Genomic DNA, 22,401 nt, shown 5'->3' with positions numbered 1-22,401 from the left:
GATGATTGGAAAAATGAGGTCCTCTGGTGAGGGCTTTATTTTTTTCATTTGATGCTGACTGGATTTCCATTTATACTAAATCTATCTATTAAAAAATATGAATAGGCTATTTACCAGATTAATGAATATAGGGAGGTTTGAATGTGCTGCCAATAGAACCAAACGATAAAGAGCAAGAAACAGGGAAACCGATGACTCGCAGACAAATGTTAGCTTCCTTAGGAGCAGCTGGTGTACTGCTTGCTGCAGGGGCAGGATTTCCTGGGGAAGCACGCGCTGCTTCTACCGTTCCAGCTATAGATACGAGTCTATTTTATAATGTAAAGGATTACGGAGCTCAGGGAAGCGGCCGTTACGGACAAGATGATACATCCTCTATTCAAGCTGCAATTAATGCTGCCTCGTCCGCTAGAGGAGGCGGGACTGTCTATTTGCCGCCAGGAGATTACGTTATCAAGTCCAGCTTGTTTATGCGTTCGAAGGTGCATCTTCTGGGTGCAGGTGCTGGAGCGACCATAATTAGGGCTTCAGAATCCAATGTTCAAATGATCAAAAGCTTAGCAAGTATAACGCAATGCTCTGTGCAGGGTATAACCTTCGAAGGTACCGGAGTCGGTACTGCCTCATTAAACCCCTTAGTCGAATGTGGAATCTATGTCCTTGAATCTGAGAGCTTCCAGATCAATCGTTGTGTATTCAAGATGATTACATGCGGGGTGCAATTGATACGTACCGAGCAGGTCAGCGTAACGGATTGCTTATTTTCTTCTATTGTAGGAACTGAAAGTCCATATGAGGGATATGGAGTTATTGTTGAAGGCGGCAACAATAATAGGATTCAAGCTAATCACTTCAAAACTGTATACAAAAATGCCATTGTTTTAAACGCTGGAAGCAGATACTCACTAATTGCAGATAATATTATCGAAGGCTGTAAGGGTGCAGCGATTTTACTTTCTTCGAAACTAAAGGCATGCTCGGATCACTTGATCCAAGGTAACATGATCTCAGCCGCAAATCTTGGCGATCAAGAGAGCAGTTGCACCTATGGAATACGGTTGAAGGATTACTGCAGCAACAACACGATTGTTAATAATATGATTTCCCGAGCTTCATCAGCTGGAATTCAATTGGATGCTGCGGACAATGCCGGTGATGACCGTCCTTATGGAAACACAATCACTGGTAATACAGTTAACGTTTCGGTTCGAGGGATTTCTGTGCTCAACGGGGACTCGAATACGGTAAAAAGCAATGTGGTACGCCGAGTGGAAACAGGGATCATGATAGATACTATTGGAGAAGGGACTGCTTCCGCAGCCAAACAAAATATCATCACAGGCAATAGTCTATTTCAATGCTCTAAAGCAGCTGTTAGAATCGGTTCAGCGCGCTGTCAGGGGAACTCGGTTTTTGGCAATGCAGGGTTTGACAATGAAGCTGGATTGTCTGATTCAGGAACAGAAACGGTGACTATCGGGTTTTAATATGACATGTTTGTTTGGAATGGATGACCGTCCTAAAGGAATTAGGACGGTTTTTAACTTGGATCTAAGGAGCTGATTTTATTATGAATCTTCTAAAATTACCTAAGGAACAAAAGGAGCAGATCATCAGCATGCTGCAGCAATATTTTCTGGTGGAACGGGGTGAAGAATTGGGACATTTAGCGGCTGATCAGCTGCTGGATTTTTTTGCGAAGCATGCGGGGCCTATATTCTATAACCAAGCGGTTGACGACTGTCGTCAGTATGTACGTGAACGGGTAGCGATGGTAGAGGAAGATATGTATGCTCTAGAAAAGCCGCATCAATTTCCACGAAAATGACAAACATCATAGGAATTAGAACTATTGCTTATACGCGCAGTACTCTAGAATCAGGAAATTAGGAAAGATGGCATACGCATCTTTTGTTCCTTTTGCACGTATAACTTACTGCTTGCTATTGTCGGAGGGATCGACGTAGACGAGAAAGGAGCATGCATATGCCGCGATTGGAGTATCGTTTGTATGGAGAAGACAGCGGCTTCCCGCTGCTGTACTATTACGACAGCGTGGAGCGGGAAGAGATTGCGCTGCGGTTTGCCTGTGATTATTTAGTAAAGGAAAGCGAAGTTTACGAGAAAACATCCAATGCTGTTGAGGAAGCTTGCTATGTCATCTATGTTAAGCGGGCTGATGATGAGCGGGTTATGTCGTGGAAAAAGCCGGATTCAGGACGAACATCTGGATTACGGATGGAACTTCGCGAATACCGTGAATTAGGTGCTAATTATCGGTTGGTGCATACTTACAACTTCCAGGATAACCTCGCTGCGATGCTGCATCTGGAAGCCAACTTTCTATATGTAGATGGGCAGGAATGGTACCGTACATCAACGGAAATCGATGAAGATCGTGAAACATTCGTATTTTATGCAGTGAAATCAGAGTCTGATCCAGCTTTATAGGAGCTTATCATGCACATGCTTACGAAGTCAGTTTTGCTAAAGCAAAACTCAGCACATGCTTACGAGGTCAGTTTTGCTAAAGCAAAACTCTTAGGAGGAAACCGCTTTGGAGCAAAAAAAGGTCGGAAAAACACATCATATCGTCACTCTGTTTGTGGCCGCTGCGCTTGTTGCTGCACCTGGGTGTTCCAACACACCGGCTAATTCGAATTGCGTGGATCAAAATAATGACGGGTATTGTGATAATGGGAGCGGCAGCTCGTCTTCCCGTTATTATGGTTCTAGTGGGACATCAGGTGGTGCAGCTTCTTCTACAAGCTCAACACCATCAGATGGATCATCAGGTATCTCCAAAGGCTCATCAGCTCATGGAGGCATTGGGAGCAGCGGGGGTTCTAGTTCCAGCTAGAAGACCGGAACTTGGCCATTCGAGCCCCAGCCGATGAAGAAGAAAAGGTTGGAGGGAGAGCGCCGCTAATGGACTATCATCGTATACCAGCCACCGCAGCTATGGCTTATGCAGATCGGCGAGAGGCCATCTACACTCCGCTGCGGAAGGATGGAATCTTTACTTGGGACTGTATGTATGGAGACGAGTATGCTCTGGCAGATCTTTATCGAATCGATAAGGAGCTGCACAGCCGCATACTTCAAGCTGCGGAAGAGCTGGCGCGGATATACGCTCGTACTGTACAAATCGTACAGCAGGCTGATGATGCGCTCTTGGAGCAGCTAGGATTGCCACAAGCCTCGTTCAGCGCAGTCAGGCTGAGCATCGAGCCTTTGATGCCTACGTTAATTGGCCGTTTTGATTTTGCAGTAAACGGACAGGAGATCAAGATGCTTGAATTTAACAGTGATACGCCAACAGGTATTGTAGAAGCGTTTCATGTGAACAGCCATGTATGCGCAGCTTACGGAGCGGAGGACCCAAATGCTGGGTGTGACAGAATGCTGAAGGCTGCATTCGATAAGGCCATCAACGCATATCAAGAAGCAGGTTATCCAACGGAGCATATCTGCTTCAGCGCATTGGATTGGCATGACGAGGATGCGGGCACGACTCGTTATCTGCTGGAGCGCTCTGGACTCCCAGCGCGGTTTGCCCCCTTATCACAGCTGCGGGTGTTCAATGACCGGCTGTGGTTAATGGACGAAATGGAGCAGCTTCAGCCCATTGAGGTGCTGTACCGATTGCACGCGATCGAGAAGCTTGCAGAGGAACATGATGAAGACGGTTATCCGACAGGTGAACATGTTCTGCGGCTAATTGCAGATGGGAAGCTCGCTGTTGTAAATCCTCCTTCAGGATTTCTGGCGCAGACCAAAGCATTGCAAGCCTTGATCTGGAGTCTGCATGAGGAAGGGCAATTTTTTTCCTCAGAGGAGCATCAAATAATTGAGAGCTATATGCTTCCGACTTATTTGGAAAATAGGTTTAATGGGGCCGGAGCGGAAGCTTCTTCCTATGTTGTTAAGCCGATTTTCGGGCGGGAAGGGAGCGGGGTGTCCATTTATGATGCTGATGGATCAACGCTTGAACAGAATGCTGCCGATGAATATAGTCAGCAGCCAATGGTTTATCAGCAATTTACCGAGCTCCCAATCATTGACGTAGAGACTTTGAAAGGCAGCACGCGAGGGAGCTTGCTTTGGGGCTGTTTTGTCATTGGAGGTAGGGCTTCAGCCGTTATTCCGAGGGTTGGTGGGCCTATCACAAATAATTTATCCTATTATTTGCCTGTAGGTTTTGCTTAATAGTTACCTATTGAAGTTTAAGGGGGAATTAAAGTGACGCAATGGGATTCGATTGTTAATTTTTTAATCTATCTAGGAGTGACCGTGCCGTTGTTAGGTGTGGGTATGTTTTTTTTCGTCTTCACAACGCCATACAGCGAATTTAAATTGATCAAAGAGGGCAGTGAGGTAACAGATCCGGTTAAAGTTGGAGCTGCTCGTGCGGCAGCCTATGATCTGGGCGGCAAAATATTAGGGCAAGGATTAGTATTAGCCTCAGCGGTATACCATTCTGTCGGACTGCTAGATTTGATTGTATGGGGGCTTCTGGGCATAGCATTTCAAATTATTGTTTTTTATTTATTTGAGCTGCTGACTCCATTTCGGGTATTGGCTGAAATCCCAAAGGGGAACATAGCGGTAGGTCAGTTTTCATTCATTCTTAGTCTTGTTACCGGTGTGCTTATGGCATCTTTAATCAGCTATTGATACATACAAATGAAGCTAGCAAGATAGAAGGCGGTCTCCTACAAAGAGACTGCTTTCTTTTCTTGAAAGGAGGGGTCTTGGGCAATGGAATTGGCAAAAATGTACTTGGCTTACAAGCCGCTGCTCATCTCGATAGCATACCGAATGCTGGGTTCGCTTAGTGATGCTGAGGATATGGTTCAGGATGTGTTTGTTGCGATGGAACGTGTCCAATTGGGAGAAGTTCAACATGAGAAGGCGTACTTGGTCAAAATGACGACAAACCGCTGCTTGAATCTTTTAAGCTCTTCGCGCAAACAAAGGGAAGTCTATCAAGGGCCTTGGCTGCCTGAACCGGATATTGGAGAAGCGTCAGAAAGCCCGGAGGAGCAGGTCGTTCAAGAAGAGACGGTATCTTATGCTTTACTCGTTGTACTTCAGCAGCTAAATCCGGTGGAGCGCGCTGTATTTCTGTTAAGAGAAGTGCTGATGTACGAGTATAGTGAGATTGCAGATATGGTGGACAAGTCGGAGGCTAATTGTCGCAAAATATACAGTCGTGTAAAGCCGAAAATTCAACAAGAGGTAGGAGAGACGTCATCTTCCTCAATCGGTATTAGAGATAAAGTAGAACTGGTCAGCAGCTTCCTACTTGCATCAAAGACAGGTGATTTTGGAGCTTTTGTGCATTTGCTTACGGATGAGGCCGTCCTTATTAGCGATGGAGGTGGGAAGCGAAGGGCGGCGATATTTCCGATTACAGGAAAGTCACGCATTCAAGCCTTTTTGGAAGGAATTCAAGGAAAAAATTCATTCCAAGGCGAGCTTCGCCCGACTAACATCAACGGCGAGCCTGGGCTGCTGCTAGTTCGTGAAGATATTCCACAATTAGCGATTTGTTTTAGAGCTGCTCTCGATCATTCTGCGATCCAAGCTATATATTTCGTCGTTAATCCGGATAAGCTGAAGCGGGCTTCAAAAGCATAAAGCTATATAGAGAAACAAATACTTCAATATGTCACAAAAAAGCCCCGATGCTGGTCTTAGAATATGTAACGAAATAATGATAGTGGAGGAGATATAACTATGAAAGAACGAATGAATTATCAAAAGGCGAATCCAGGAGCTTTACAAGCCATGTTGAAATTAGAAGGCTATATGCAGAGCAGCGGTATCGATGCGTCTTTGTACGAGCTTATCAAAATACGAGCTTCCCAAATTAACGGATGCGCCTATTGCCTTGATATGCACACAAAGGATTGGCGTGCAATGGGAGAGACCGAGCAGCGTATCTACATGCTGAATGCATGGCGGGAGGCTCCGTTCTACTCAGATGCGGAGAGAGCTGTATTGGAGCTTACAGAGGCAGTGACCCAAATATCTCATGCCGGCTTGCCTCAGCAAATCTACGATAAGGTCCGCGAGCATTTTGATGAGACGCAATTTGTCACACTACTTATGGCTATAAACACAATCAATTGCTGGAACCGTATTGCCATCTCAACAGGAATGGTCCCTGGAGATTACAAGCCTGCACCTAAATAATTCATACCCTCTTTCTCACCCGCTCCAGCGTGTGAGAATTTTTCTTTTTTAATGACTATTCAAGTGCAACTTTTTCCAAATGAGGTACGTTATAGTCCATGTATGGTTAAGAAAAGCAGTTACTTATCGGACGGAGCTTCATTTCGTGTGGTATAGATGGCTTTTCTGTGAACATCAAATAACCTTTTCAGGGAGAGGTCGATAATCAATATGAAAAAATTAGGAATTGCCAGTATCACTAGCATTATGCTGCTCAGCTCTGTAGCGCCAGTTTCGGCAATGATGCCTGAAGCAGTCAATGTAATGGCCGTAAAACCTGAAATCAGCTTGGGTCAAACCCTTAGTAATGAGGAGGCGCCAGTCGATACAAAAATTAGTCGGGAACGTGCAATTGAGCTGGCCAAACAATATGTGAAAGTTCCGGACGGCTTTACACTTCAAGGGGTGGGCTATCATAACGCTTACGGAAGCGGCAGTAGTCGTGGATCATGGAATATGAACTTTAATAAGCAGGATCAGAAACGGTATTATGGAAGCATTAACGTTTCAGTTGATTCGGACTCAGGACAGCTCATTTCTTATTACATCAATAACTATGACCCTGATAAAAAGCCTGTTTTCCCTCCCAAGGTTGATCTGGAGCACGCCAAGCAGATTGCCCTTGATTATATTGCGAAGACTAACCCGGATGAAAAGGAACAGCTGAAATTTTACGACCAATTCGAGCAACTCTATCGCAAACCGCTTACCGGCTCTGCTCAGTATCCATTCCAGTATGTTAGAGTTGTAAATGGGGTTGTTTTCCCGCAAAACTCAATCTCTCTGACTGTGGATGGGGAGGGTCAAATCATTTCCTATAACATGCAATGGGATTCCAAACTCACTTTCAACGCGCCGAAAGTTATTCTCAGCACTGAACAAGCCAACGAGCAGTTTAAGAAGCTAGCTGAACCACGCCTGCAATACATATTTCCGAACAGACCATCTGGAAAAGTAACTCCTTTGATTTCTTATCAAATGGAATCGTTCATGTTTGATGCCCAAACAGGAGATGCACTTCTGTACACTGGAGCACCTAGGAGTGCACGCCCGGCAGTAATTCCTGCAAGTGATAAGCCGTTGGAGGAAATGCCGAAGGAACCGCTTAAACTAACAAAGGAGCAGGCGATAGAACGAGTAACCAAGCTTCTCCCGCTCCCTGCTGATGCCAAGCTGGAAAATGCATCGTATCAAGAAAATCACGATCCGCGCACTGAGAGCACGTCTATTCAGTGGGATTTAAGCTGGTCTACAGGTAAAGATAAGGATAATCCGACTATTCATGCAGCAGTAGACAGTAATACTGGCGCTGTATTGCGTTATTCTCGGTATAATTATCGTATAGCTCAAGCAGAAGCAGAGGCTGCTCAGGATACAAGTAATTTAAGCAATGATCAATTGAAGGAAAAGGCAGTCGCTTATGTTCAAAAGTTGCTTCCTACTTATGCGCACCAGTTATATCTGGAGCCTCAAATCTATGATATCCCTGTGGAAAAGCTTCAGCAAATGCCATACAATAATTTTAATTTCCGTCGATTAGTTAATGGGGTGTACACGGAGTATGAATCCATTAATATTAATCTGGACCGCAAAACAGGTGAAATTCAGGACTTTTACAGTAATATATCTTCAATTCCTTATCCAACTGACAAACCTAAAGTGATATCAGAAGATGAGGCGAAGCGGATATTGCTTTCTCAATATGATGTTGAATTGCAATATATGACATTCATGAATGGCGGAAGGGGTTACCCTTATTACAGTTCGTCAATCCCAATGGAAAAATACAACCTTATGGTTGCAGCGGGTGAGATCAAGCCGTCCGAAGAAGCACCACAGAAACCTGAAACGAAGCTGGTCTATAATTTGAAGTCGAAAGCTCAATTCCGAGAGCCTTCATTTCTGGATGCGGCAACAGGTGAATGGAAGAATAGAGAAACCATCCAAGTCATCACGCCGATTTCTGAACCAACCGATATTGCAGGTCACAAGGCTGAAGAAGCATTAAGGCTGATGGTGGATTACCAAGCGCTTGATGTGGTGGATGGCAAAGTACAGCCTGATGGGTTGATCACCCGTGGGGAAATGATTAAAATGATGCTGGCCTCTGTTAATGGGGGGTATTACCCAATGGCAGCTGGAGCTTATGCAGAACGATCTGCTAGCTTCAGTGATGTAGCTAAGGATTCTAAGTATTTTGCTTATATAGAAAATGCCATAGATCTCAACTTGATAGACCGTTCATCGGACACATTTAAACCGGATGCAACGCTTACGAAGTCGGAGATGGCAGATCTAATTGTCCGAGCACTTGGTTATCGTAAGTTAGCTCAAGTGGAAGGACTCTTTTCGACAAGCGCAACCGATCTGGAGGGAGTAAAGAACAAAGGGGCTATCGCTGTACTTAATGCATTGAGCATTATGCCTCTCGAGGCTGGTAAGTTTAAACCTAGCGAGCAAATTACTCGTGCACAAGCTGCGACTACGTTCTACAAGTTTTTACAGATTCGTTCGGAGCTGCTGGATTCGCCAATTAACAGAGGTTGGTAGTAGAAAAACAGTAAAAACAGGCTTGGGTCCATTCAAAGACCAAGCCTGTTTTTTGTTTTTGTTGCGTAGCGGTTCTGAACTTATAGGATGCTATTTTGCCTAAAACCGGCTTCCGTTACTTAACTGCTGTTCAGCTATTTGTACTAAACGGCGCACCATATGTCCACCGATGGCTCCTGTGTCCCGGGTAGCCATATAACCGTAATAGCCGTCTTGAGGAATTTGAATGCCTAATTCTTGAGCAACCTCGTATTTCAATTTCTCTAAAGCAGCTGCGGCTTGTTGAACGACAATTTGATTACTGTTTCTAGATTGACCTGTTGCCATGAAAAACACCTCCTGGTTATATTTGAAAGTAAACATATCATCCCCATGTTTTCCCTAATTATTCATAGCGAAGTCCATGTTACAATGATTTTGGGTGATGCCAATGTTTATCGCACCGATGCTGCTGGAATTAATAGATGAGCCATTCTCGGATCCGGCTTTCGTTTATGAACCTAAACTCGATGGGCATCGGGTTATACTGTCTGCAAACGCAAAAGAAACGCGTTTGTTCACGCGCGGCCAAATAGATTGTACAAGACAGTATCCTGAGCTTCTGAATGTGCCTGTAGATGGGGATATAGTGCTTGATGGTGAAGTGTGCTGTATAGATCCGGATACGGGCGAATCTGACTATGAATTAGTGATGGAACGATTACAACTGAAAAATAAACATAGAATTGGGTCCTATGCTATTCATAGGCCAGTGCATTTTGTAGTTTGGGATGTGCTTTTCTATAAAGGCAGAGATTTGCGAGATTTGCCATTAATGAAACGTCGCTCTATTTTGGAATCCAGATTGATCCCTAACGAGTATTTTCATTTGGTGCCTCAGACTGAAGATACGGGAAAAGATCTGTTTCATGCTGTGGTGGAAAAATCGATGGAGGGGATAGTGGCTAAACGTAAAGACAGTCTTTATGTATCGCGCAGCTCACATGATTGGCTGAAGATTATCAATAGGCGTTACAAGGAAGTTGATATTATAGGTTACTGCAAGGATGAGCTAGGGTGGCTCATACAGACAGAGGAAAATGGTAATAAACGTCCAGCAGGAATTATTAAGCAGGGCATAGGTCCCGCGCAGGAAATTGCCTTTCATGCCATTAGCAATAAGTCGGTGAGCATTGAAAATGACCGTTTTGTATATCTGAAATCGGGTATTAAAGCGAGAGTTATGTTTCGCGGACTTACCCGTCATGGTATGCTGAGAGCTCCTGTTTGGATGAATTTTGTGTAATAGTTGCAAGAGCAATATACTACAATCATCTGCTTGAACTTCCCGGTTTCTGATTTCAGGAACACTGGGGAGTTTTTTATTGTGTATATTAATTTTTAAATAAAAACAGCCGACAACATCTAAATCATCTGTCGACTGTTTTATTATATTATTTCCTTACAAGCGCAAGAAATTCTCTCATGAATCCTGGCAAATCCGGCCAAGCATGTCCAGACACAATATTTCCATCTACGTGTAGTGTATCGGCACCATAGGTTGCGCCTAACTGCTCTACATCAGGGCGACAAGCCGTATAGGCGGTTAGAGTACGGCCTTCAAAATATGAATTGTTTTTTAATGCACTAAGTACAAGGACAGCGTGGCATATGGCACCCACAGGTTTGTTGGTTTCGAAAAAATGGGTTAAGATGCGAGGAATATTCGGATCCAATCGAATGTATTCAGGAGCACGCCCGCCAGGAATAATGAGGCCGTCATAATCGGCAGGGTCTACTTCTTCAAATGACAAGTGAGACTCCAATTGATATCCTGGTTTTTCTGTATAAGTGTCCCAACCTTCAAAATCGTGAACAACGGTCTTCAGTACCTTTTTCTTGGGCGAAGCAATTACAGCTTCGTAACCTTCTTCTAAAACTCGAAAATATGGGTAATATACTTCCAAAGACTCTACTGCATCACCTGTAATGAGAAGGATTTTTTTGGACAATTGGATCACTCCTGTTTTGGCATATTTTGGATAGTTGCCATAGTCCAATTGTGAAGCAAATCCCATTTCTTGTAAAGAGGGCATAACGAATTATGGTTGCTAAACAATCATTTGTGTGCTATTTTAAAATAAGTTAATTCCTATATGAAAGGTGGTATTTATTCATGAGTAACCATATATCTGTTGTCACTGAATTTGCGCCTGAGGTACAAAGTAATCGCAAGTCTGAGTTCCCGGTTAATCCTCTGTTTTTGAATCGTTGGTCTCCTCGTGCCTATTCCGAGCGCAAGGTGAGTGATGAAGATCTAAACACAATTCTTGAGGCAGCTCATTGGGCTCCATCTGCATCGAATGACCAGCCTTGGAGATTTATTGTTGCCAAAACGCAGGAACAACTAGGTATCTTCCATCAATTCGTAAATGAATTTAATATGGTGTGGGCATCTAAAGCTCCTGTTCTTATAGTAGTAGCTTCCAAGAAGGTAAGAGGTAACGGAGATCCAAACGTAGCGCATGCATTCGATAGCGGAACAGCATGGGGATCTCTAGCTTTGCAAGCAACACTGCTAGGACTAGTGACACATGCAATGGGTGGATTTGACCGCGAGAAAGCGCGGCAGCTGCTGAATGTACCGGATGAGCTTGAACTACACGCCGTTATAGCTGTCGGTTATCTAGGAGATAAGAGTAAGCTGCCTGAAGCACTACAAGCCCGTGAGTTGCCTAATGGCCGCCTCCCATTGAGTGAGGTTGTGTTTGAAGGAACCATAACGAAATAAGTTGCAAGTGGAGTAAGACTTCATAAAGCTGTCGGGATATCCCGACAGCTTTTTAGGTTGTACCGTTTTCTGAGGATGGTGCAGCCGAATATCCTAGCAATTTAATACTTGTTACAGCGACCCGGATTGTATTGTATAATATAATTTGGTTTATTTGAGCATCATCTAAATGTCTCAGATAAATATATATGCTATGTGAGCTATAGGAGCAAACACGAAATAAAATTAATTGAGGTGTTAATAAAGTTGCGTCTACCTAGTTATATGAAAATGACTCCTTCTCGTGTGTTATCGGGCGGGTTTGCGTTGATTATCTGTTTGGGTACTTTTCTATTGTCATTACCGATCGCTATAAAAGGCGGCAATACAATTTCGTTAATCGATGCTTTGTTTACAGCAACCTCTGCGTTATGTGTAACGGGTCTTATTGTTGTTGATACAGGCACACATTTTTCCGTATTCGGACAAATCGTTTTGCTGTTATTGATTCAAGCTGGCGGCGTCGGGTTTATGACAGTGGCAACCTGGTTTGCCATAGCTTTGAAAAAGCAGGTTTCACTTAGCGACCGATTAATCCTGACAGAGACTTTGAATCAGAATACAATGGAAGGTATAGTTCGACTTATACGCAAGGTCCTTATTTATTCTTTAACGATTGAAAGTATTGCAGCTGTGCTGTATCTGTCCCGATGGTCGCAAGAAATGCCATTCGGAAAAGCCGTTTACTTTTCTATATTCCATTCTGTGTCTATCTTTAATAATGCAGGATTTGAACTGATGGGCGGATATACTAATCTAACTCCTTACATTGATGATTTTTTTATTAATATTGTGTCCATGGCGCTCGTCTTGTTAGGTGGAATAGGGTTTATTGTCATTTCAGATATTATGGATTATCCAAAAACAAGAAGGCTGTCTATACACTCAAAAGTGGTGCTTTATACGACTGTTATTCTGACCGGGATCAGTGCAGTTTGTATATTTATTTTTGAATATGCAAATATGAATACATTGGGGGGTTATGGTTGGACTACAAAAATACTTGCCTCCTTATTTCAATCTATCACCTTACGTTCAGCTGGCGTTAATACTGTTGATATCGCGAATTTGCACGAAGCGACACAATTCCTAATGATTATTATGATGTTTATTGGAGCGGCGCCTGGATCGACCGGAGGGGGGATTAAGCTAACAACCTTTGCAGTTCTGGTGGGGGCTCTGATATCCATGGTACGAGGCAAGGAAGATGTAGTGATGTTTCGTCATAGACTCCCTCAAAAAGATATTTATAAGGCTGTAACCTTAACAGTAATTGCTGTGTTTATTGTTGTCACCTTTACAATGATATTATCCGCACTGCAAGGACAGGATTTTCTAATGATCTTGTTCGAAACTGCATCTGCATTTGGTACAGTAGGATTAAGTATGGGTCTGACTCAGCATTTAACCTTCACCGGTAAAATCATTATTATTTTACTTATGTTTATCGGACGGATAGGACTGCTAACGTTGGCATTCTCTATTTTACCTAAACAAAAAAAAGAATTGTACAGATATCCAGAAGGCAAAATCACCATTGGCTGATACGGGAGTGCATAAGTACATAGTGTGCAAAACCTTATTAATAGTATTTATTCTAAAGCAGGCGAAAACCAGCCACTTAAGTGCTTAATTAGCATGATATTTACTGACGGTTCTTTACACATTTCTATAAAAAGCTGCTTTCCAATTATTCAAATTAGGAGCATGACCAAACCTTTTGAATCCCTTTTACATAGTTTGTACAAAGGGAAGGATGATGCTACTTTATGGAAATTAACAAACTTGGACTATTACTAGTTTCAGCGGCGATTGGCGATAAAAGAACAGAAACAATACTAGGGTCTGTTACCTCGCTTGTTGGTATTATAGCGACACATTTTCTTGGCGGATGGGATACCGCCCTCAAGGTGATGGTCTATCTCATGGTGGCTGATTACATAAGCGGCTTGCTAGGAGCAATTAAAACAAAAACGGTTAATAGTGAGGTTATGTTTTGGGGCGGTATCCGAAAGGCGATTGTCCTAGGCGTGATTGCACTATCCGTGTTACTCGATGAGTTTGTTAGCGGCCAATCGCCGGTGTTTCGAACGCTTGTGATTTATTTCTACGCAGGCAGGGAAGGGCTGTCTGTAATTGAGAACCTAGGTATCCTAGGTGTGCCGCTGCCTGGTGTCATCACACAATTTTTAGAGCAGCTGAAAGAGAAGGGGGATGGGAAATAATTAGCCCTTTTGCGATTGGTTTTGGTATGATAGAAGTGGGAAGTGTCTAAGGCTGATTCTGGGGCTTCTTTTGTTGCCGCGTTCTATTAGTTGGAAATTCATTCTACTTGGCATTAATAGTATATTAGCAGATTATTAGGAACGAATGGCGGGCATATAGATCAATTAGAAAAGGGGAGAGAGAGATGGCTAAGGCAAAAGTGGCAAAACGGCCGACGCGGGATGAGTTTGTGTTAGAGGAGATAGGAAATCAACTGACTGAAGCCAAGGATGAGAAAGCTGAGGTTCAGCTGACGGTTTGGGGATGGGAAGAGCCAGTGCGTGGATGGATTACTAATTTGGATTCGCGCACCGGTAAGGTACATGTACAACGTGAGGATGAACTGACGAAGGTACCGTTTATGGATATCATGAAAGTTGATAGTCCAAGAGATTAGCTTCAAGAAGAAGAGCTTCAAAAACATGAGCACACTCTTTGATACCATATAAAGCCCTCTTTCCTTGGAGTTCAGGATTGAGGGCTGTTTTTTTGTAAGCTTTTTATAATTTAGTTATTGGAGTATAGGTGAAATCCTTACTTGTACGTAATACTCTAATTCCTCGAAGTTCTTGAGTTGCTCCCTCCAGGACTCTAAAATCCATCAAATAATACCTTTGCTTGTCAAAGTGGGGCATAGTGTTAATATCCTTTATCTCTACCTCAATGCCCAGCTTCTCTTTAAATAAATCTACATAATCTTTTACAGAGGGCACCTTTCCTAATTCTATCAGCATCTCTAAATGTGTTGTCTTGGCACCATACTTTTCTTGTATTTCAATAGTCGTGACATAACGCTCATTAGTAACAATAGGTTTCTCAATATCCATGTATGTTCCCAGCCGCCTTTCGATTTGATACTTATTCAAGCTTGTAGTGACTCTTATATTAAAATGTCTATCCATTCTTATATCGGCAATGGGGTACAAAATAATAAATTTAACGATTGAATTTTAATTTGGAGGGGTAATAAAAAAGCTAGACTCCAAAACGTTGGCTTGTCTGATTACAGTGCTAGATCCTTGAATTGACCGGGAGATGAAATGTAGAGTTGACTGTACGAGTATTACATGCTATACTACTCTTTGTGTTTACAGGTCCGTAGCTCAATGGCAGAGCAACCGGCTCTTAACCGGTAGGTTGTGGGTTCGACCCCCACCGGGCCTATATCTTTTTTTCCTGGAAATCAATTTAAAGATGAAGTAAGTTCAAGGGAGACAATCCCTTGGGCTTTTTTTTGTGCTTTTAATCGATTGAAAGGGGACTATCAGAAAATTTTTCAAACTTCATGACGAAATTATACAAAATATGGTATCCTTAATGCGTTCAAAATTTAATTAGATCTAGGAGTTGTCATAACATGATACAAGGTTTGCTAGCCTTATTTCTTCTCTTTACATCAGGTGTCCATGTATTAAGTGCAAGTAACGATAATAGAGTTGAAAATATTAAAACGGAACAGAAGGCTTTATCTAATCAGGTTGAACTAATCAAAACAGAGGAAAAAATATCAAAGAAAAGTTACACTGAACCTCCCAAGCTGGTAATTGACCAATCGAAATCATATCAAGCAGTAATACAAACGAGTAAAGGGGACTTCACCATCGAGTTATTTGCTAATACCGCTCCAAAAACAGTAAATAATTTTGTTTTTCTTGCAAGGGATGGATTTTATAATGATATTGTATTCCATAGGATTATTAAATCCTTTATGGTTCAAACAGGTGATCCCGCTGGTAATGGAACAGGTGGTCCAGGATATAAATTCGAAGATGAATTAAGTTCACCGTATAAATACGAGCCGGGTATTGTTGCAATGGCTAACGCAGGTCCTAACACAAATGGCAGCCAGTTTTTTATTTGTACGGGGGAAGACAGTAAGAGTTTGGATCGATCCCCGAACTATACCATTTTCGGTAAAGTTATAGAGGGTATGGATACAATATTAAAGATTGCAGATACACAAGTTGAAAAGAGCAAGTATGGAGAATTAAGCGCTCCTTCTGAAAAGATTATAATCGAATCAGTGACGGTATCTGAAAGATAAATATAAATTAGAATGGCCTCAGATTTGTTTGTGCTCGATACCTGTTGCTTTTTGGATGGAAGAGACTGTTCTGAGAAGAAGCTGATAGGTTCAGTGCTGCAGGCTGTTACAACGTTACTGCTTTGGAGGCAGCCCCAAGTAGAGTAGCGGCTCTGATGGTGGTTTGATAAATGGGTTGACGGCTATGATTCTTGCCATTTATAGAGGGCTGGCGGAATGGCGGAATAGCAAATTCCAAGCGGTCAGAATAAAGACATCCTATACGAAATAGACGGATCAATACATGAAATAGTCTCAACTGACGGAGCTGTGGGAAACGTGCTGAATAAGTTGCAGTATAATTCACAACTCATCTTTTGAAAATCATACCAATCGATAACAACAGGTTTCTTTCCTTTGCAAACGCCCATTTTTTGAACCGTCCAATCAGGCAAACGCTGAGTTTCATAAGATGCTGTAGGCCATATGGAAGGAGGCAGTTATCTATGGGACTGGGACTAGGAGCAGGTGCAAGTTGTGCAAGTTGTGCAGGATTTGGTGGTTTGACTAGCACAGGTGTAATACTTGTGTTATTCATTTTACTTGTTATTGTTTCTCGTGGATTTATCTAATTAACATAAGCCCTCATTCCTTCGGGATGAGGGGCTTTTTTTGTTCAAATATTTATATTTTACACTTGAAATAAGAATGAAAATTCGCTATTCTTGATGTAATGAGAACGTGTGTTCTTATTGAGGTGAATACATTATTTATACTCGATTACTCGGTAGTGAGGACGAAACGCATGCTCGGTTTTGATGGAGCTTAGGGATAGAGATTGGAATGTGAGAAAAATACTTAATGAAAATAGAATAGGGAGCGTGTAGCCGAATGATGTTGCCGGAACATAAGGTCCGAACCAATAGAGTAAATGAGCAGACGGAAAGGTTGTCTAAACCAGAGTTAACAAACGAGGAGCAGCAAGAATTATTCAAAAGACTAAAAGTGTCGAAATCACAAACACGTGAGGTTTCAGTCACATTATTCAGAGATATTGGAAACCGGACAATATTTGGAACTGTAACAAGCATGGATCCACGCTATTCTCTTATAAAAGTGGAGTCAGGGTCAATATGGGAAGTATTTCAACTTACAGATGTAATCAGGGTGGATTTCGCGTAATGTGGATATTTAGAGGGATGGATAACATGCCCATATGTATTCAACAATCTGGAAAAAAGCATCTTGTCTGGCGCAATGCATTTGCTGACTTCAACTTGGATCTTAAACTTTGCTTAATTCGAAATCCAGATAATCATGTAGTTTTTGAGCCCACTTCTTATCCCATCAATCATAAAATTCCTGTCTATAGCAGTTAAGGTTTCTTTAATCTAAGATTCAGTTAAATTTTTCGCTTTTTAGGCTGTAACCTATTTGGCAGTTTTTTCATCATCAGCTTTCTTTTTGGCAGCTTCATCGTTTTTCATTTTCGAATCTGTTTCCAATTTTGCTTTATCCACTGGTAGGTTTTTGAAATAATTTTCTACTGAAGCTTTATTTGTTGCTCTTGATTCTTCTGATGACATAGATCCAAATGGCGGTATATAGGGTACCACCAAAGCGATAACTAAAAAATAATAAAAACCAACTCCTGATGCCAAGAAAAAATACTTAAATAACTTCACTCGCAATATCAATAAGATGACTGCCGGTATTAGTGAAACACCACCCATTATTAAAAAGAGACCTGCAGCCAGACTTTCTATCATTGGCGATGTCATGATTAATACCTCATTTTTTACAAGATTAGTTTTTGGTAGTACTTTTCTTTTTGCCATTAACGGTAACTTCCAGTGTCACCGTCAACTACTCTGGTTACTCTTGCATCAATAAATCTTTTATCCACCACCGTTAATGCGGGTGTGCTGTAGATTGCTTTGGAGCAGATACGTCTATAGTTGCAGTTTGGCTTGCTGGCGGGAAGATTACCTCAGATGTGACTTGAGTTATTGGTTGTACTTTTGGGTCGCAGACTAGTTCTTGATTGCAATAACGCAGTATGAAGTGAGTGCGATATGAATTAACCTTTTTCATGTTGGACTACCTTCAAATAAGTTAGGTCTATTATATCATTTGATGATAGATTATGTATTATTATGGATGGATTACTATGTCGATTCCATTCAAGTTTGAAAGTGTTATCGGACATCCATTTGCAATACTTCTTGTAATCAATGAAACAACTGGAGACCAGCCCCTTGTCCACGCAAGCATACTAGATACGTCTGGCGGGTATACAGCGGCTCTAGTGAGGCCAGCAGCATTTCATTGAACATTTTGTTCCCGATGTAAATATAGTAATAAACTGTTTGTACTGATCACGTTCAGTTACATCGCGCTCCAGTTTGATGTCTTTCCCCTCAAGCGTTACTTTGGTGAAAATCAAAGCTTCGGGCCCGAAGGGCTGGACTGGAGTATTCGGCTTTTTTGTCTACGGGGTGTCAACCAAAATAATCCGAACGGTTTCTACTTTGTTGTTTATGATGACTTCAATGGTATCACTATAAATCGATAAATTTTATTTCAACGGGAGCTGGTGCAGCTGAAGTAGAGGGTGTAACTGCATCAACTGTTACAGGTTGGCTCGATATAGGAGGAATGCAGGTGTCTCTTATGTTCCCGTTGTTGCTGTTGATGGGGGCATTAGGAAATGGACGTGAATATTGATATTGTGGAAGTTTGAAAGAAACGGTTGGATACGTGCAGGCAGGGGCGCAGCATGCGTCCTTTTTGCTGTGCTGGGTTATCACTCATTATGTGTCAGGGGTGTGAGCCTGGGTGAAATTGAAAGGTTAGTTGAAAAAAACTTGCCTAAGCAGCTAGAGCAATGCAAAGGTTGTGTGTGGGGGAAATGGGATGGATTGAAGCAGTTTTGTCCGAAGCAGTTGTGTGTGAAAGTTTAGTTGAACAACTACTAAGAGATTGATCCTGGGGGAACTCTGAATCACTTAAAAATAAAAGAATAATCCCATGACCTACAAAAAGGCAGGGATTATTCTTTTATTATTGCACTTTATTCTGTTTGAAATCAAAACCGCCATTAATTAGAGGAGATTTGTTGCCCTTTTCATCAGTTGTAGAGTAACTTAACTGAATCTTATTAAACTCCAAACTAACGGTTTCATTCGTATTGTTAAAGTAATAGTTGGATACAACCACATCGCTTAATTCTATAGTCAATAAAGGAGTGGGGGATTCACCACGGGATACAAATACAATTTTTCCATTTTTCATATGTTTGCCGGTTAAAGTACTCAGAAATAAAGGTACTGATGAGGAATCGAATTGTTTAATGACCATAAACTCTTTGACTGTGGTTTTTCCAGAAGCACCGCCACCTCCGTTTGAGTTTGATGAGGTATTAGAAACTTCAAAATGAATACCAGAGAGTGCAATCCACTTTTCAAATTTTTCAGCTGTTGCCTCACCTTCAATGCCTTCTAACTTCAAATAAACATCGTAGTTAAGATCAACTTCGGTCTCGTCAGTTGGTGCTGCTGCAGCGGGAACAACACTAAAAGCTAGCATCAAAGTCCATGTAATCAACATGGATAGAAGCATTTTTTTTAATGTTATCATGAAAATCACTCCTCATTAAATATTGATACAAAATTATTGATATTCAACGGAATGATGTTAAATGCAAGCCTGACAAAGAAACATCAAAACATTAATACAACTGATGTTTTGACAAATGTTCTTATCACACTGACCAGTGCTATTTCTTTTGCCCAAAACCAACTTAACTTTATGGAGGTTCAATTATGGAGATTAGAAAGGTTCATACTTCCCAAATCAACGCTGCCTCTTCTAACCCGAGAAAAGACTTGCAACCGAGTGATTCTGAATATGAAAAGCTGAAGAGATCAATTGAAGAATTCGGCTATATAGATCCCGTGATTTGGAATGAGCTGACTGGCAACCTGGTAGGAGGTCATCAACGCTATAAGATTTTACTCGAACGTGGTGACATGGAGATTGATGTGTCAGTTGTTCAGCTGGAGCTTGAGCAAGAGAAGCTGCTTAACCTGACACTGAACAAGGTTTCAGGTGCATGGGATGAAGAAATGCTTTCTCGCCTGCTTGAAGAACTTTATGCAGCTGGTGCTGATTTAGAACTGAGTGGCTTTGATGGTACTGAGATAGATCGTTTGATTCAGGAATTTCAAGAACCACCAGAAGAGCAACTAGGCAATTTTACTAACAGAGAAATTAAATATAGATGAATTCGATGAATCACAATTTGAGCACAAATGCCCCCGATGTCATTTTGTATTTAATGACTCTAATGGATAAAGAGTGGTTCTGGCATCTAAGTGATCTTGATAAGGTTCAAAAGCTTCAGCTGCTTCTCCTGTGGTGGGGGCTCCACGATGGGCTATAAGCTGGCTGGAAATGATGTATTAGAGAATGTAGAGATCGACCCACAAATGATGCGTATCTATTGTCATAATCACAATACCCAGGTATCCGTTCATGATGCCGATTCAGCAGTTTAAGGAGATTCCCAATGATCAGCTGCCTAAAGAATTATTTAGTTTGGATATCTTAGATGGATCTCCTCCGTGCAGTGTCTTTTCAATGGATGGATCTCGTGAGGATAAATGGGGGAGTGAGCATACACAGAGAAGCCCTCTTTCCTAAAGTGGATTGAGGGCTTCTTCTCTGCCTTGATGAATTAGGATACGTTAATAATGTCTTTACTCGCTAGTAAAAAATAGTTTTCCTGATTATTCCCAATAATTGCTACTCGTCCGTCAGCATCGTAATCCATATCTAGGATATCAGCTGTTTTCAATGTTTTCATTTCATGTGTTTGCAAATGGATAACATGATATAACATAGCCGGATCACGCCCCTTAGCTTCATTAATAAGCGAAATGCAAATAAACCAACACATGTAACTCTTGGCAATCTACTTATTTTTCTTTTTGTAAGTAGATTCCATATGTTAGAATAAAAGTAAAACTACGAAGAGGTGTAACAGTATGATAGAACGCTATCAACTATTGAATGAACCAGGTCGTACGATATGCATCTTTGAGAAGAGCGGAAAATATTTTGGACACATCCTGAAGGATAGAACGGATAAGGCGCCTGCAAAACTCGTATTCGAGACTCCGAGATACGATAGTCTTGATGCACTGAAAGCAGAGTATCCCTCGATGGCATAATGAGAATTTTGGATTTGGACGGAGGATCAGTGTGCTTATGGCGAAATGTTCTGCGCATACGAAAATTAACGCTGTAACTAAGTGCCTTGACTGCGGTTATTATTTGTGCATGGACTGCCATAATGATAACAATCCGGGGTTCTGCTACACTTGTAGTAAAAAGCCGGCTACTATGAAAAGAATAAAAGAATCCGACCCTCACACTGCCAATGAGCGAAATATCATGTGGGGTTTTATACTTTTTTTTATAGCTGTAGTTGGTTTTATTGTATATCAAATAGTAAAAGTACTAGTGGCGTCAACTCAATATCTAATATATTGAACGAACGCTCATAACATGAAACCCACAAAAACGGGTGACCGTAATAGGCCTGCTTTCGTCCAATTTCTTAACCACGGCTCCAAATAAACATAGTCATGGTCCTCGCCAGCTCTAAGCTGATCTTAAACGCTTTAGAACGCCATCTTGTGACGTGGTGTCACTCCAAGCTCAATCACTCCTAATGGTCGTCCACGTTCATCTACTGCCAACCATCCGAAATCTTTCTTGAGGTATCCTGAAATAAACATTTCGACGTATGTCCAATTTATGATTTTTTGCCACGCACTCGATCGGTTGCTCATGTAAATCGAATTTGCTCGCTTTGCAACGATTCCTTCCACGGACAATGCCTCAATTTGCGAATAAAGACGTTCTCCCTCTGCCTCAAGTGACGGTATGAGTGCCATTTGAATATTTCTGAAGTTTAACGTAGACAAGAGTTTTTTACGTTTGTGTAACGGATAGCCTCGAAGATCCTCACCCTTGTAACGGAGAATGTCGAATACAACGTAATTGACCGGGAAGGCTTCCGCAGCCTTTCGTATTTTGTCTTGCTTCCTTAGTGATCGACTCAAAATCAATTAGACCGGATTCGTCTGTTGCCGTAACCTCTCCGTCAAGAATAACGTCATCGAGCTCGATATCTAAAAGCTCTGGGTATTGGTTGGTACAGTCATTATTATGTCGGGTATACAGGCGGGTTTGTCCACTGATCCGCGATAATATAAGTCGATGACCATCAATTTTAGGTTCGAATATGTAATCGTCGTGAGAAAATGGTTTGGGTGCTGTTTCAAGTAACATTGGTGGGATAAACACGGATAAATCACCTCTACCGTAATTATAACGGATAGGACAATGGAGAAGCGGCGTGAAGTATTGGTAACACAAATCCAAAAAGACTTACATGTTACTCTCGGAGGAATAAGAGTGATGTAAGTCTTTTTGTTTATTTATC

27 protein-coding genes, 1 tRNA gene and 1 pseudogene are annotated in these 22,401 nt (G+C 41.8%); 22 read left to right on the top strand and 7 right to left on the bottom strand.

All coding sequences use genetic code 11. From position 1 onward, the window contains the following. The first annotated feature begins 143 nt into the window (after positions 1-143). The 9 genes from GC093_RS18695 (at position 144) to GC093_RS18655 (ending at position 8,790) form a co-directional block, all read left to right on the top strand. Positions 144-1,487 (top strand): right-handed parallel beta-helix repeat-containing protein, encoded by a 1,344-nt coding sequence (locus GC093_RS18695; protein WP_171653416.1) that lies wholly within the window; start codon positions 144-146, stop codon positions 1,485-1,487. Between the two features lie 83 nt (positions 1,488-1,570). Continuing rightward, positions 1,571-1,828, top strand: coding sequence for a DUF2164 domain-containing protein (locus GC093_RS18690; protein WP_171653415.1), 258 nt, complete (start codon positions 1,571-1,573; stop codon positions 1,826-1,828). Between the two features lie 158 nt (positions 1,829-1,986). Continuing rightward, positions 1,987-2,451: a hypothetical protein gene (locus GC093_RS18685; protein WP_171653414.1), complete on the top strand. Its 465-nt coding sequence runs from the start codon at positions 1,987-1,989 to the stop codon at positions 2,449-2,451. Between the two features lie 106 nt (positions 2,452-2,557). Beyond that, positions 2,558-2,860: a hypothetical protein gene (locus GC093_RS18680; RefSeq protein ID WP_171653413.1), complete on the top strand. Its 303-nt coding sequence runs from the start codon at positions 2,558-2,560 to the stop codon at positions 2,858-2,860. A 101-nt stretch (positions 2,861-2,961) separates the two neighbouring features. Then, positions 2,962-4,209 carry a glutathionylspermidine synthase family protein gene (locus GC093_RS18675; RefSeq protein ID WP_171653755.1) on the top strand — a complete coding sequence of 416 codons (1,248 nt, stop codon included), beginning with the start codon at positions 2,962-2,964 and terminating at the stop codon, positions 4,207-4,209. 33 nt (positions 4,210-4,242) lie between these two features. After that, entirely contained in the window at positions 4,243-4,677 is a 435-nt protein-coding gene (locus GC093_RS36655) for a DUF350 domain-containing protein (RefSeq protein ID WP_171653412.1), read from the top strand. Between the two features lie 84 nt (positions 4,678-4,761). Continuing rightward, on the top strand, positions 4,762-5,643 hold the full coding sequence (locus GC093_RS18665) for an RNA polymerase sigma-70 factor (RefSeq protein WP_171653411.1): 882 nt from the start codon (positions 4,762-4,764) through the stop codon (positions 5,641-5,643). A gap of 99 nt (positions 5,644-5,742) precedes the next feature. Continuing rightward, entirely contained in the window at positions 5,743-6,201 is a 459-nt protein-coding gene (locus GC093_RS18660; protein WP_171653410.1) for a carboxymuconolactone decarboxylase family protein, read from the top strand. Between the two features lie 210 nt (positions 6,202-6,411). Further along, positions 6,412-8,790 (top strand): S-layer homology domain-containing protein, encoded by a 2,379-nt coding sequence (locus GC093_RS18655; protein ID WP_171653409.1) that lies wholly within the window; start codon positions 6,412-6,414, stop codon positions 8,788-8,790. A gap of 99 nt (positions 8,791-8,889) precedes the next feature. Here the strand turns inward: GC093_RS18655 and GC093_RS18650 are convergent, their stop codons facing one another. Beyond that, on the bottom strand, positions 8,890-9,117 hold the full coding sequence (locus tag GC093_RS18650; protein WP_171653408.1) for an alpha/beta-type small acid-soluble spore protein: 228 nt from the start codon (positions 9,115-9,117) through the stop codon (positions 8,890-8,892). A gap of 103 nt (positions 9,118-9,220) precedes the next feature. Here GC093_RS18650 and GC093_RS18645 point away from each other — a divergent pair, with 103 nt between their 5' ends. Next, positions 9,221-10,075 carry an ATP-dependent DNA ligase gene (locus GC093_RS18645; protein WP_171653407.1) on the top strand — a complete coding sequence of 285 codons (855 nt, stop codon included), beginning with the start codon at positions 9,221-9,223 and terminating at the stop codon, positions 10,073-10,075. A 148-nt stretch (positions 10,076-10,223) separates the two neighbouring features. On the opposite strand, the gene GC093_RS18640 is transcribed toward GC093_RS18645, so the two are convergent. Continuing rightward, the gene (locus GC093_RS18640) at positions 10,224-10,781 is read right to left on the bottom strand and encodes a DJ-1/PfpI family protein (RefSeq protein WP_171653754.1); all 558 of its coding nucleotides are present in this window, start codon (positions 10,779-10,781) and stop codon (positions 10,224-10,226) included. A gap of 164 nt (positions 10,782-10,945) precedes the next feature. On the opposite strand from GC093_RS18640, the gene GC093_RS18635 reads away from it, so the two are divergent. The 4 genes from GC093_RS18635 to GC093_RS18620 all read left to right on the top strand — a co-directional run bounded on the left by GC093_RS18635 (position 10,946) and on the right by GC093_RS18620 (position 14,261). Then, entirely contained in the window at positions 10,946-11,560 is a 615-nt protein-coding gene (locus GC093_RS18635; RefSeq protein ID WP_171653406.1) for a nitroreductase family protein, read from the top strand. Positions 11,561-11,824: 264 nt separating this feature from the next. Continuing rightward, the gene (locus GC093_RS18630) at positions 11,825-13,144 is read left to right on the top strand and encodes a TrkH family potassium uptake protein (protein WP_171653753.1); all 1,320 of its coding nucleotides are present in this window, start codon (positions 11,825-11,827) and stop codon (positions 13,142-13,144) included. Between the two features lie 224 nt (positions 13,145-13,368). Further along, positions 13,369-13,824, top strand: a complete 456-nt coding sequence (locus tag GC093_RS18625; protein WP_171653405.1) for a phage holin family protein — start codon at positions 13,369-13,371, stop codon at positions 13,822-13,824. Positions 13,825-14,009: 185 nt separating this feature from the next. Then, a complete protein-coding gene (locus GC093_RS18620; protein ID WP_171653404.1) occupies positions 14,010-14,261 on the top strand; it encodes a YolD-like family protein in 252 nt (83 codons plus the stop codon). A gap of 103 nt (positions 14,262-14,364) precedes the next feature. Here the strand turns inward: GC093_RS18620 and GC093_RS18615 are convergent, their stop codons facing one another. Beyond that, entirely contained in the window at positions 14,365-14,691 is a 327-nt protein-coding gene (locus GC093_RS18615) for a hypothetical protein (protein WP_171653403.1), read from the bottom strand. A 265-nt stretch (positions 14,692-14,956) separates the two neighbouring features. Here GC093_RS18615 and GC093_RS18610 point away from each other — a divergent pair. From GC093_RS18610 to GC093_RS36920, 4 genes are all read left to right on the top strand, one after another. After that, a tRNA-Lys gene (locus tag GC093_RS18610) sits at positions 14,957-15,028 on the top strand. Between the two features lie 193 nt (positions 15,029-15,221). Beyond that, a complete protein-coding gene (locus GC093_RS18605) occupies positions 15,222-15,908 on the top strand; it encodes a peptidylprolyl isomerase (RefSeq protein WP_171653402.1) in 687 nt (228 codons plus the stop codon). Between the two features lie 485 nt (positions 15,909-16,393). Next, a complete protein-coding gene (locus tag GC093_RS18600; RefSeq protein ID WP_171653401.1) occupies positions 16,394-16,519 on the top strand; it encodes a sporulation protein YjcZ in 126 nt (41 codons plus the stop codon). A gap of 259 nt (positions 16,520-16,778) precedes the next feature. Next, the gene (locus GC093_RS36920) at positions 16,779-17,069 is read left to right on the top strand and encodes a YolD-like family protein (protein WP_171653400.1); all 291 of its coding nucleotides are present in this window, start codon (positions 16,779-16,781) and stop codon (positions 17,067-17,069) included. A gap of 248 nt (positions 17,070-17,317) precedes the next feature. On the opposite strand, the gene GC093_RS18590 is transcribed toward GC093_RS36920, so the two are convergent. Further along, positions 17,318-17,725, bottom strand: coding sequence for a hypothetical protein (locus tag GC093_RS18590; RefSeq protein WP_171653399.1), 408 nt, complete (start codon positions 17,723-17,725; stop codon positions 17,318-17,320). Between the two features lie 332 nt (positions 17,726-18,057). Here GC093_RS18590 and GC093_RS18585 point away from each other — a divergent pair, with 332 nt between their 5' ends. Further along, positions 18,058-18,219, top strand: coding sequence for a hypothetical protein (locus tag GC093_RS18585; RefSeq protein WP_171653398.1), 162 nt, complete (start codon positions 18,058-18,060; stop codon positions 18,217-18,219). A 731-nt stretch (positions 18,220-18,950) separates the two neighbouring features. Here the strand turns inward: GC093_RS18585 and GC093_RS18580 are convergent. After that, positions 18,951-19,526 carry an Hcp family type VI secretion system effector gene (locus GC093_RS18580; protein ID WP_171653397.1) on the bottom strand — a complete coding sequence of 192 codons (576 nt, stop codon included), beginning with the start codon at positions 19,524-19,526 and terminating at the stop codon, positions 18,951-18,953. Between the two features lie 185 nt (positions 19,527-19,711). On the opposite strand from GC093_RS18580, the gene GC093_RS18575 reads away from it, so the two are divergent. Then, positions 19,712-20,173 carry a ParB N-terminal domain-containing protein gene (locus GC093_RS18575; RefSeq protein ID WP_171653396.1) on the top strand — a complete coding sequence of 154 codons (462 nt, stop codon included), beginning with the start codon at positions 19,712-19,714 and terminating at the stop codon, positions 20,171-20,173. Positions 20,174-20,320: 147 nt separating this feature from the next. Further along, positions 20,321-20,446 (top strand): hypothetical protein, encoded by a 126-nt coding sequence (locus GC093_RS36445; protein ID WP_281365272.1) that lies wholly within the window; start codon positions 20,321-20,323, stop codon positions 20,444-20,446. A 179-nt stretch (positions 20,447-20,625) separates the two neighbouring features. Here the strand turns inward: GC093_RS36445 and GC093_RS18560 are convergent, their stop codons facing one another. Next, complete coding sequence (locus tag GC093_RS18560; RefSeq protein ID WP_171653394.1) at positions 20,626-20,847, bottom strand: hypothetical protein; 222 nt, start codon at positions 20,845-20,847, stop codon at positions 20,626-20,628. 88 nt (positions 20,848-20,935) lie between these two features. Between GC093_RS18560 and GC093_RS18555 the strand changes: the two genes are divergently transcribed. Then, on the top strand, positions 20,936-21,121 hold the full coding sequence (locus GC093_RS18555; RefSeq protein ID WP_171653393.1) for a hypothetical protein: 186 nt from the start codon (positions 20,936-20,938) through the stop codon (positions 21,119-21,121). A 453-nt stretch (positions 21,122-21,574) separates the two neighbouring features. Here the strand turns inward: GC093_RS18555 and GC093_RS18550 are convergent. Next, positions 21,575-22,247: pseudogene (locus GC093_RS18550) on the bottom strand (ATP-dependent DNA ligase). Between the last annotated feature and the right edge of the window lie 154 nt (positions 22,248-22,401).

The organism is Paenibacillus foliorum (assembly GCF_013141765.1).
Classification (GTDB): Bacteria; Bacillota; Bacilli; order Paenibacillales; family NBRC-103111; genus Paenibacillus_S; species Paenibacillus_S foliorum.
This window is presented reverse-complemented; position numbering and strand designations above follow the sequence as displayed.

Bases quoted from the DNA above. Each gene is read 5' to 3' on its own strand.
- GC093_RS18690 (WP_171653415.1), top strand. From the start codon at position 1,571: ATGAATCTTCTAAAATTACCTAAGGAACAAAAGGAGCAGATCATCAGC.
- GC093_RS18685 (WP_171653414.1), top strand. From the start codon at position 1,987: ATGCCGCGATTGGAGTATCGTTTGTATGGAGAAGACAGCGGCTTCCCG.
- GC093_RS18675 (WP_171653755.1), top strand. From the start codon at position 2,962: ATGGCTTATGCAGATCGGCGAGAGGCCATCTACACTCCGCTGCGGAAG.
- GC093_RS18665 (WP_171653411.1), top strand. From the start codon at position 4,762: ATGGAATTGGCAAAAATGTACTTGGCTTACAAGCCGCTGCTCATCTCG.
- GC093_RS18660 (WP_171653410.1), top strand. From the start codon at position 5,743: ATGAAAGAACGAATGAATTATCAAAAGGCGAATCCAGGAGCTTTACAA.
- GC093_RS18655 (WP_171653409.1), top strand. From the start codon at position 6,412: ATGAAAAAATTAGGAATTGCCAGTATCACTAGCATTATGCTGCTCAGC.
- GC093_RS18650 (WP_171653408.1), bottom strand. From the start codon at position 9,117: ATGGCAACAGGTCAATCTAGAAACAGTAATCAAATTGTCGTTCAACAA.
- GC093_RS18645 (WP_171653407.1), top strand. From the start codon at position 9,221: ATGTTTATCGCACCGATGCTGCTGGAATTAATAGATGAGCCATTCTCG.
- GC093_RS18635 (WP_171653406.1), top strand. From the start codon at position 10,946: ATGAGTAACCATATATCTGTTGTCACTGAATTTGCGCCTGAGGTACAA.
- GC093_RS18630 (WP_171653753.1), top strand. From the start codon at position 11,825: ATGAAAATGACTCCTTCTCGTGTGTTATCGGGCGGGTTTGCGTTGATT.
- GC093_RS18625 (WP_171653405.1), top strand. From the start codon at position 13,369: ATGGAAATTAACAAACTTGGACTATTACTAGTTTCAGCGGCGATTGGC.
- GC093_RS18620 (WP_171653404.1), top strand. From the start codon at position 14,010: ATGGCTAAGGCAAAAGTGGCAAAACGGCCGACGCGGGATGAGTTTGTG.
- GC093_RS18615 (WP_171653403.1), bottom strand. From the start codon at position 14,691: ATGGATATTGAGAAACCTATTGTTACTAATGAGCGTTATGTCACGACT.
- GC093_RS18605 (WP_171653402.1), top strand. From the start codon at position 15,222: ATGATACAAGGTTTGCTAGCCTTATTTCTTCTCTTTACATCAGGTGTC.
- GC093_RS18600 (WP_171653401.1), top strand. From the start codon at position 16,394: ATGGGACTGGGACTAGGAGCAGGTGCAAGTTGTGCAAGTTGTGCAGGA.
- GC093_RS36920 (WP_171653400.1), top strand. From the start codon at position 16,779: ATGATGTTGCCGGAACATAAGGTCCGAACCAATAGAGTAAATGAGCAG.
- GC093_RS18590 (WP_171653399.1), bottom strand. From the start codon at position 17,725: ATGGCAAAAAGAAAAGTACTACCAAAAACTAATCTTGTAAAAAATGAG.
- GC093_RS18585 (WP_171653398.1), top strand. From the start codon at position 18,058: ATGTCGATTCCATTCAAGTTTGAAAGTGTTATCGGACATCCATTTGCA.
- GC093_RS18580 (WP_171653397.1), bottom strand. From the start codon at position 19,526: ATGATAACATTAAAAAAAATGCTTCTATCCATGTTGATTACATGGACT.
- GC093_RS18575 (WP_171653396.1), top strand. From the start codon at position 19,712: ATGGAGATTAGAAAGGTTCATACTTCCCAAATCAACGCTGCCTCTTCT.
- GC093_RS36445 (WP_281365272.1), top strand. From the start codon at position 20,321: ATGGGCTATAAGCTGGCTGGAAATGATGTATTAGAGAATGTAGAGATC.
- GC093_RS18560 (WP_171653394.1), bottom strand. From the start codon at position 20,847: ATGTGTTGGTTTATTTGCATTTCGCTTATTAATGAAGCTAAGGGGCGT.
- GC093_RS18555 (WP_171653393.1), top strand. From the start codon at position 20,936: ATGATAGAACGCTATCAACTATTGAATGAACCAGGTCGTACGATATGC.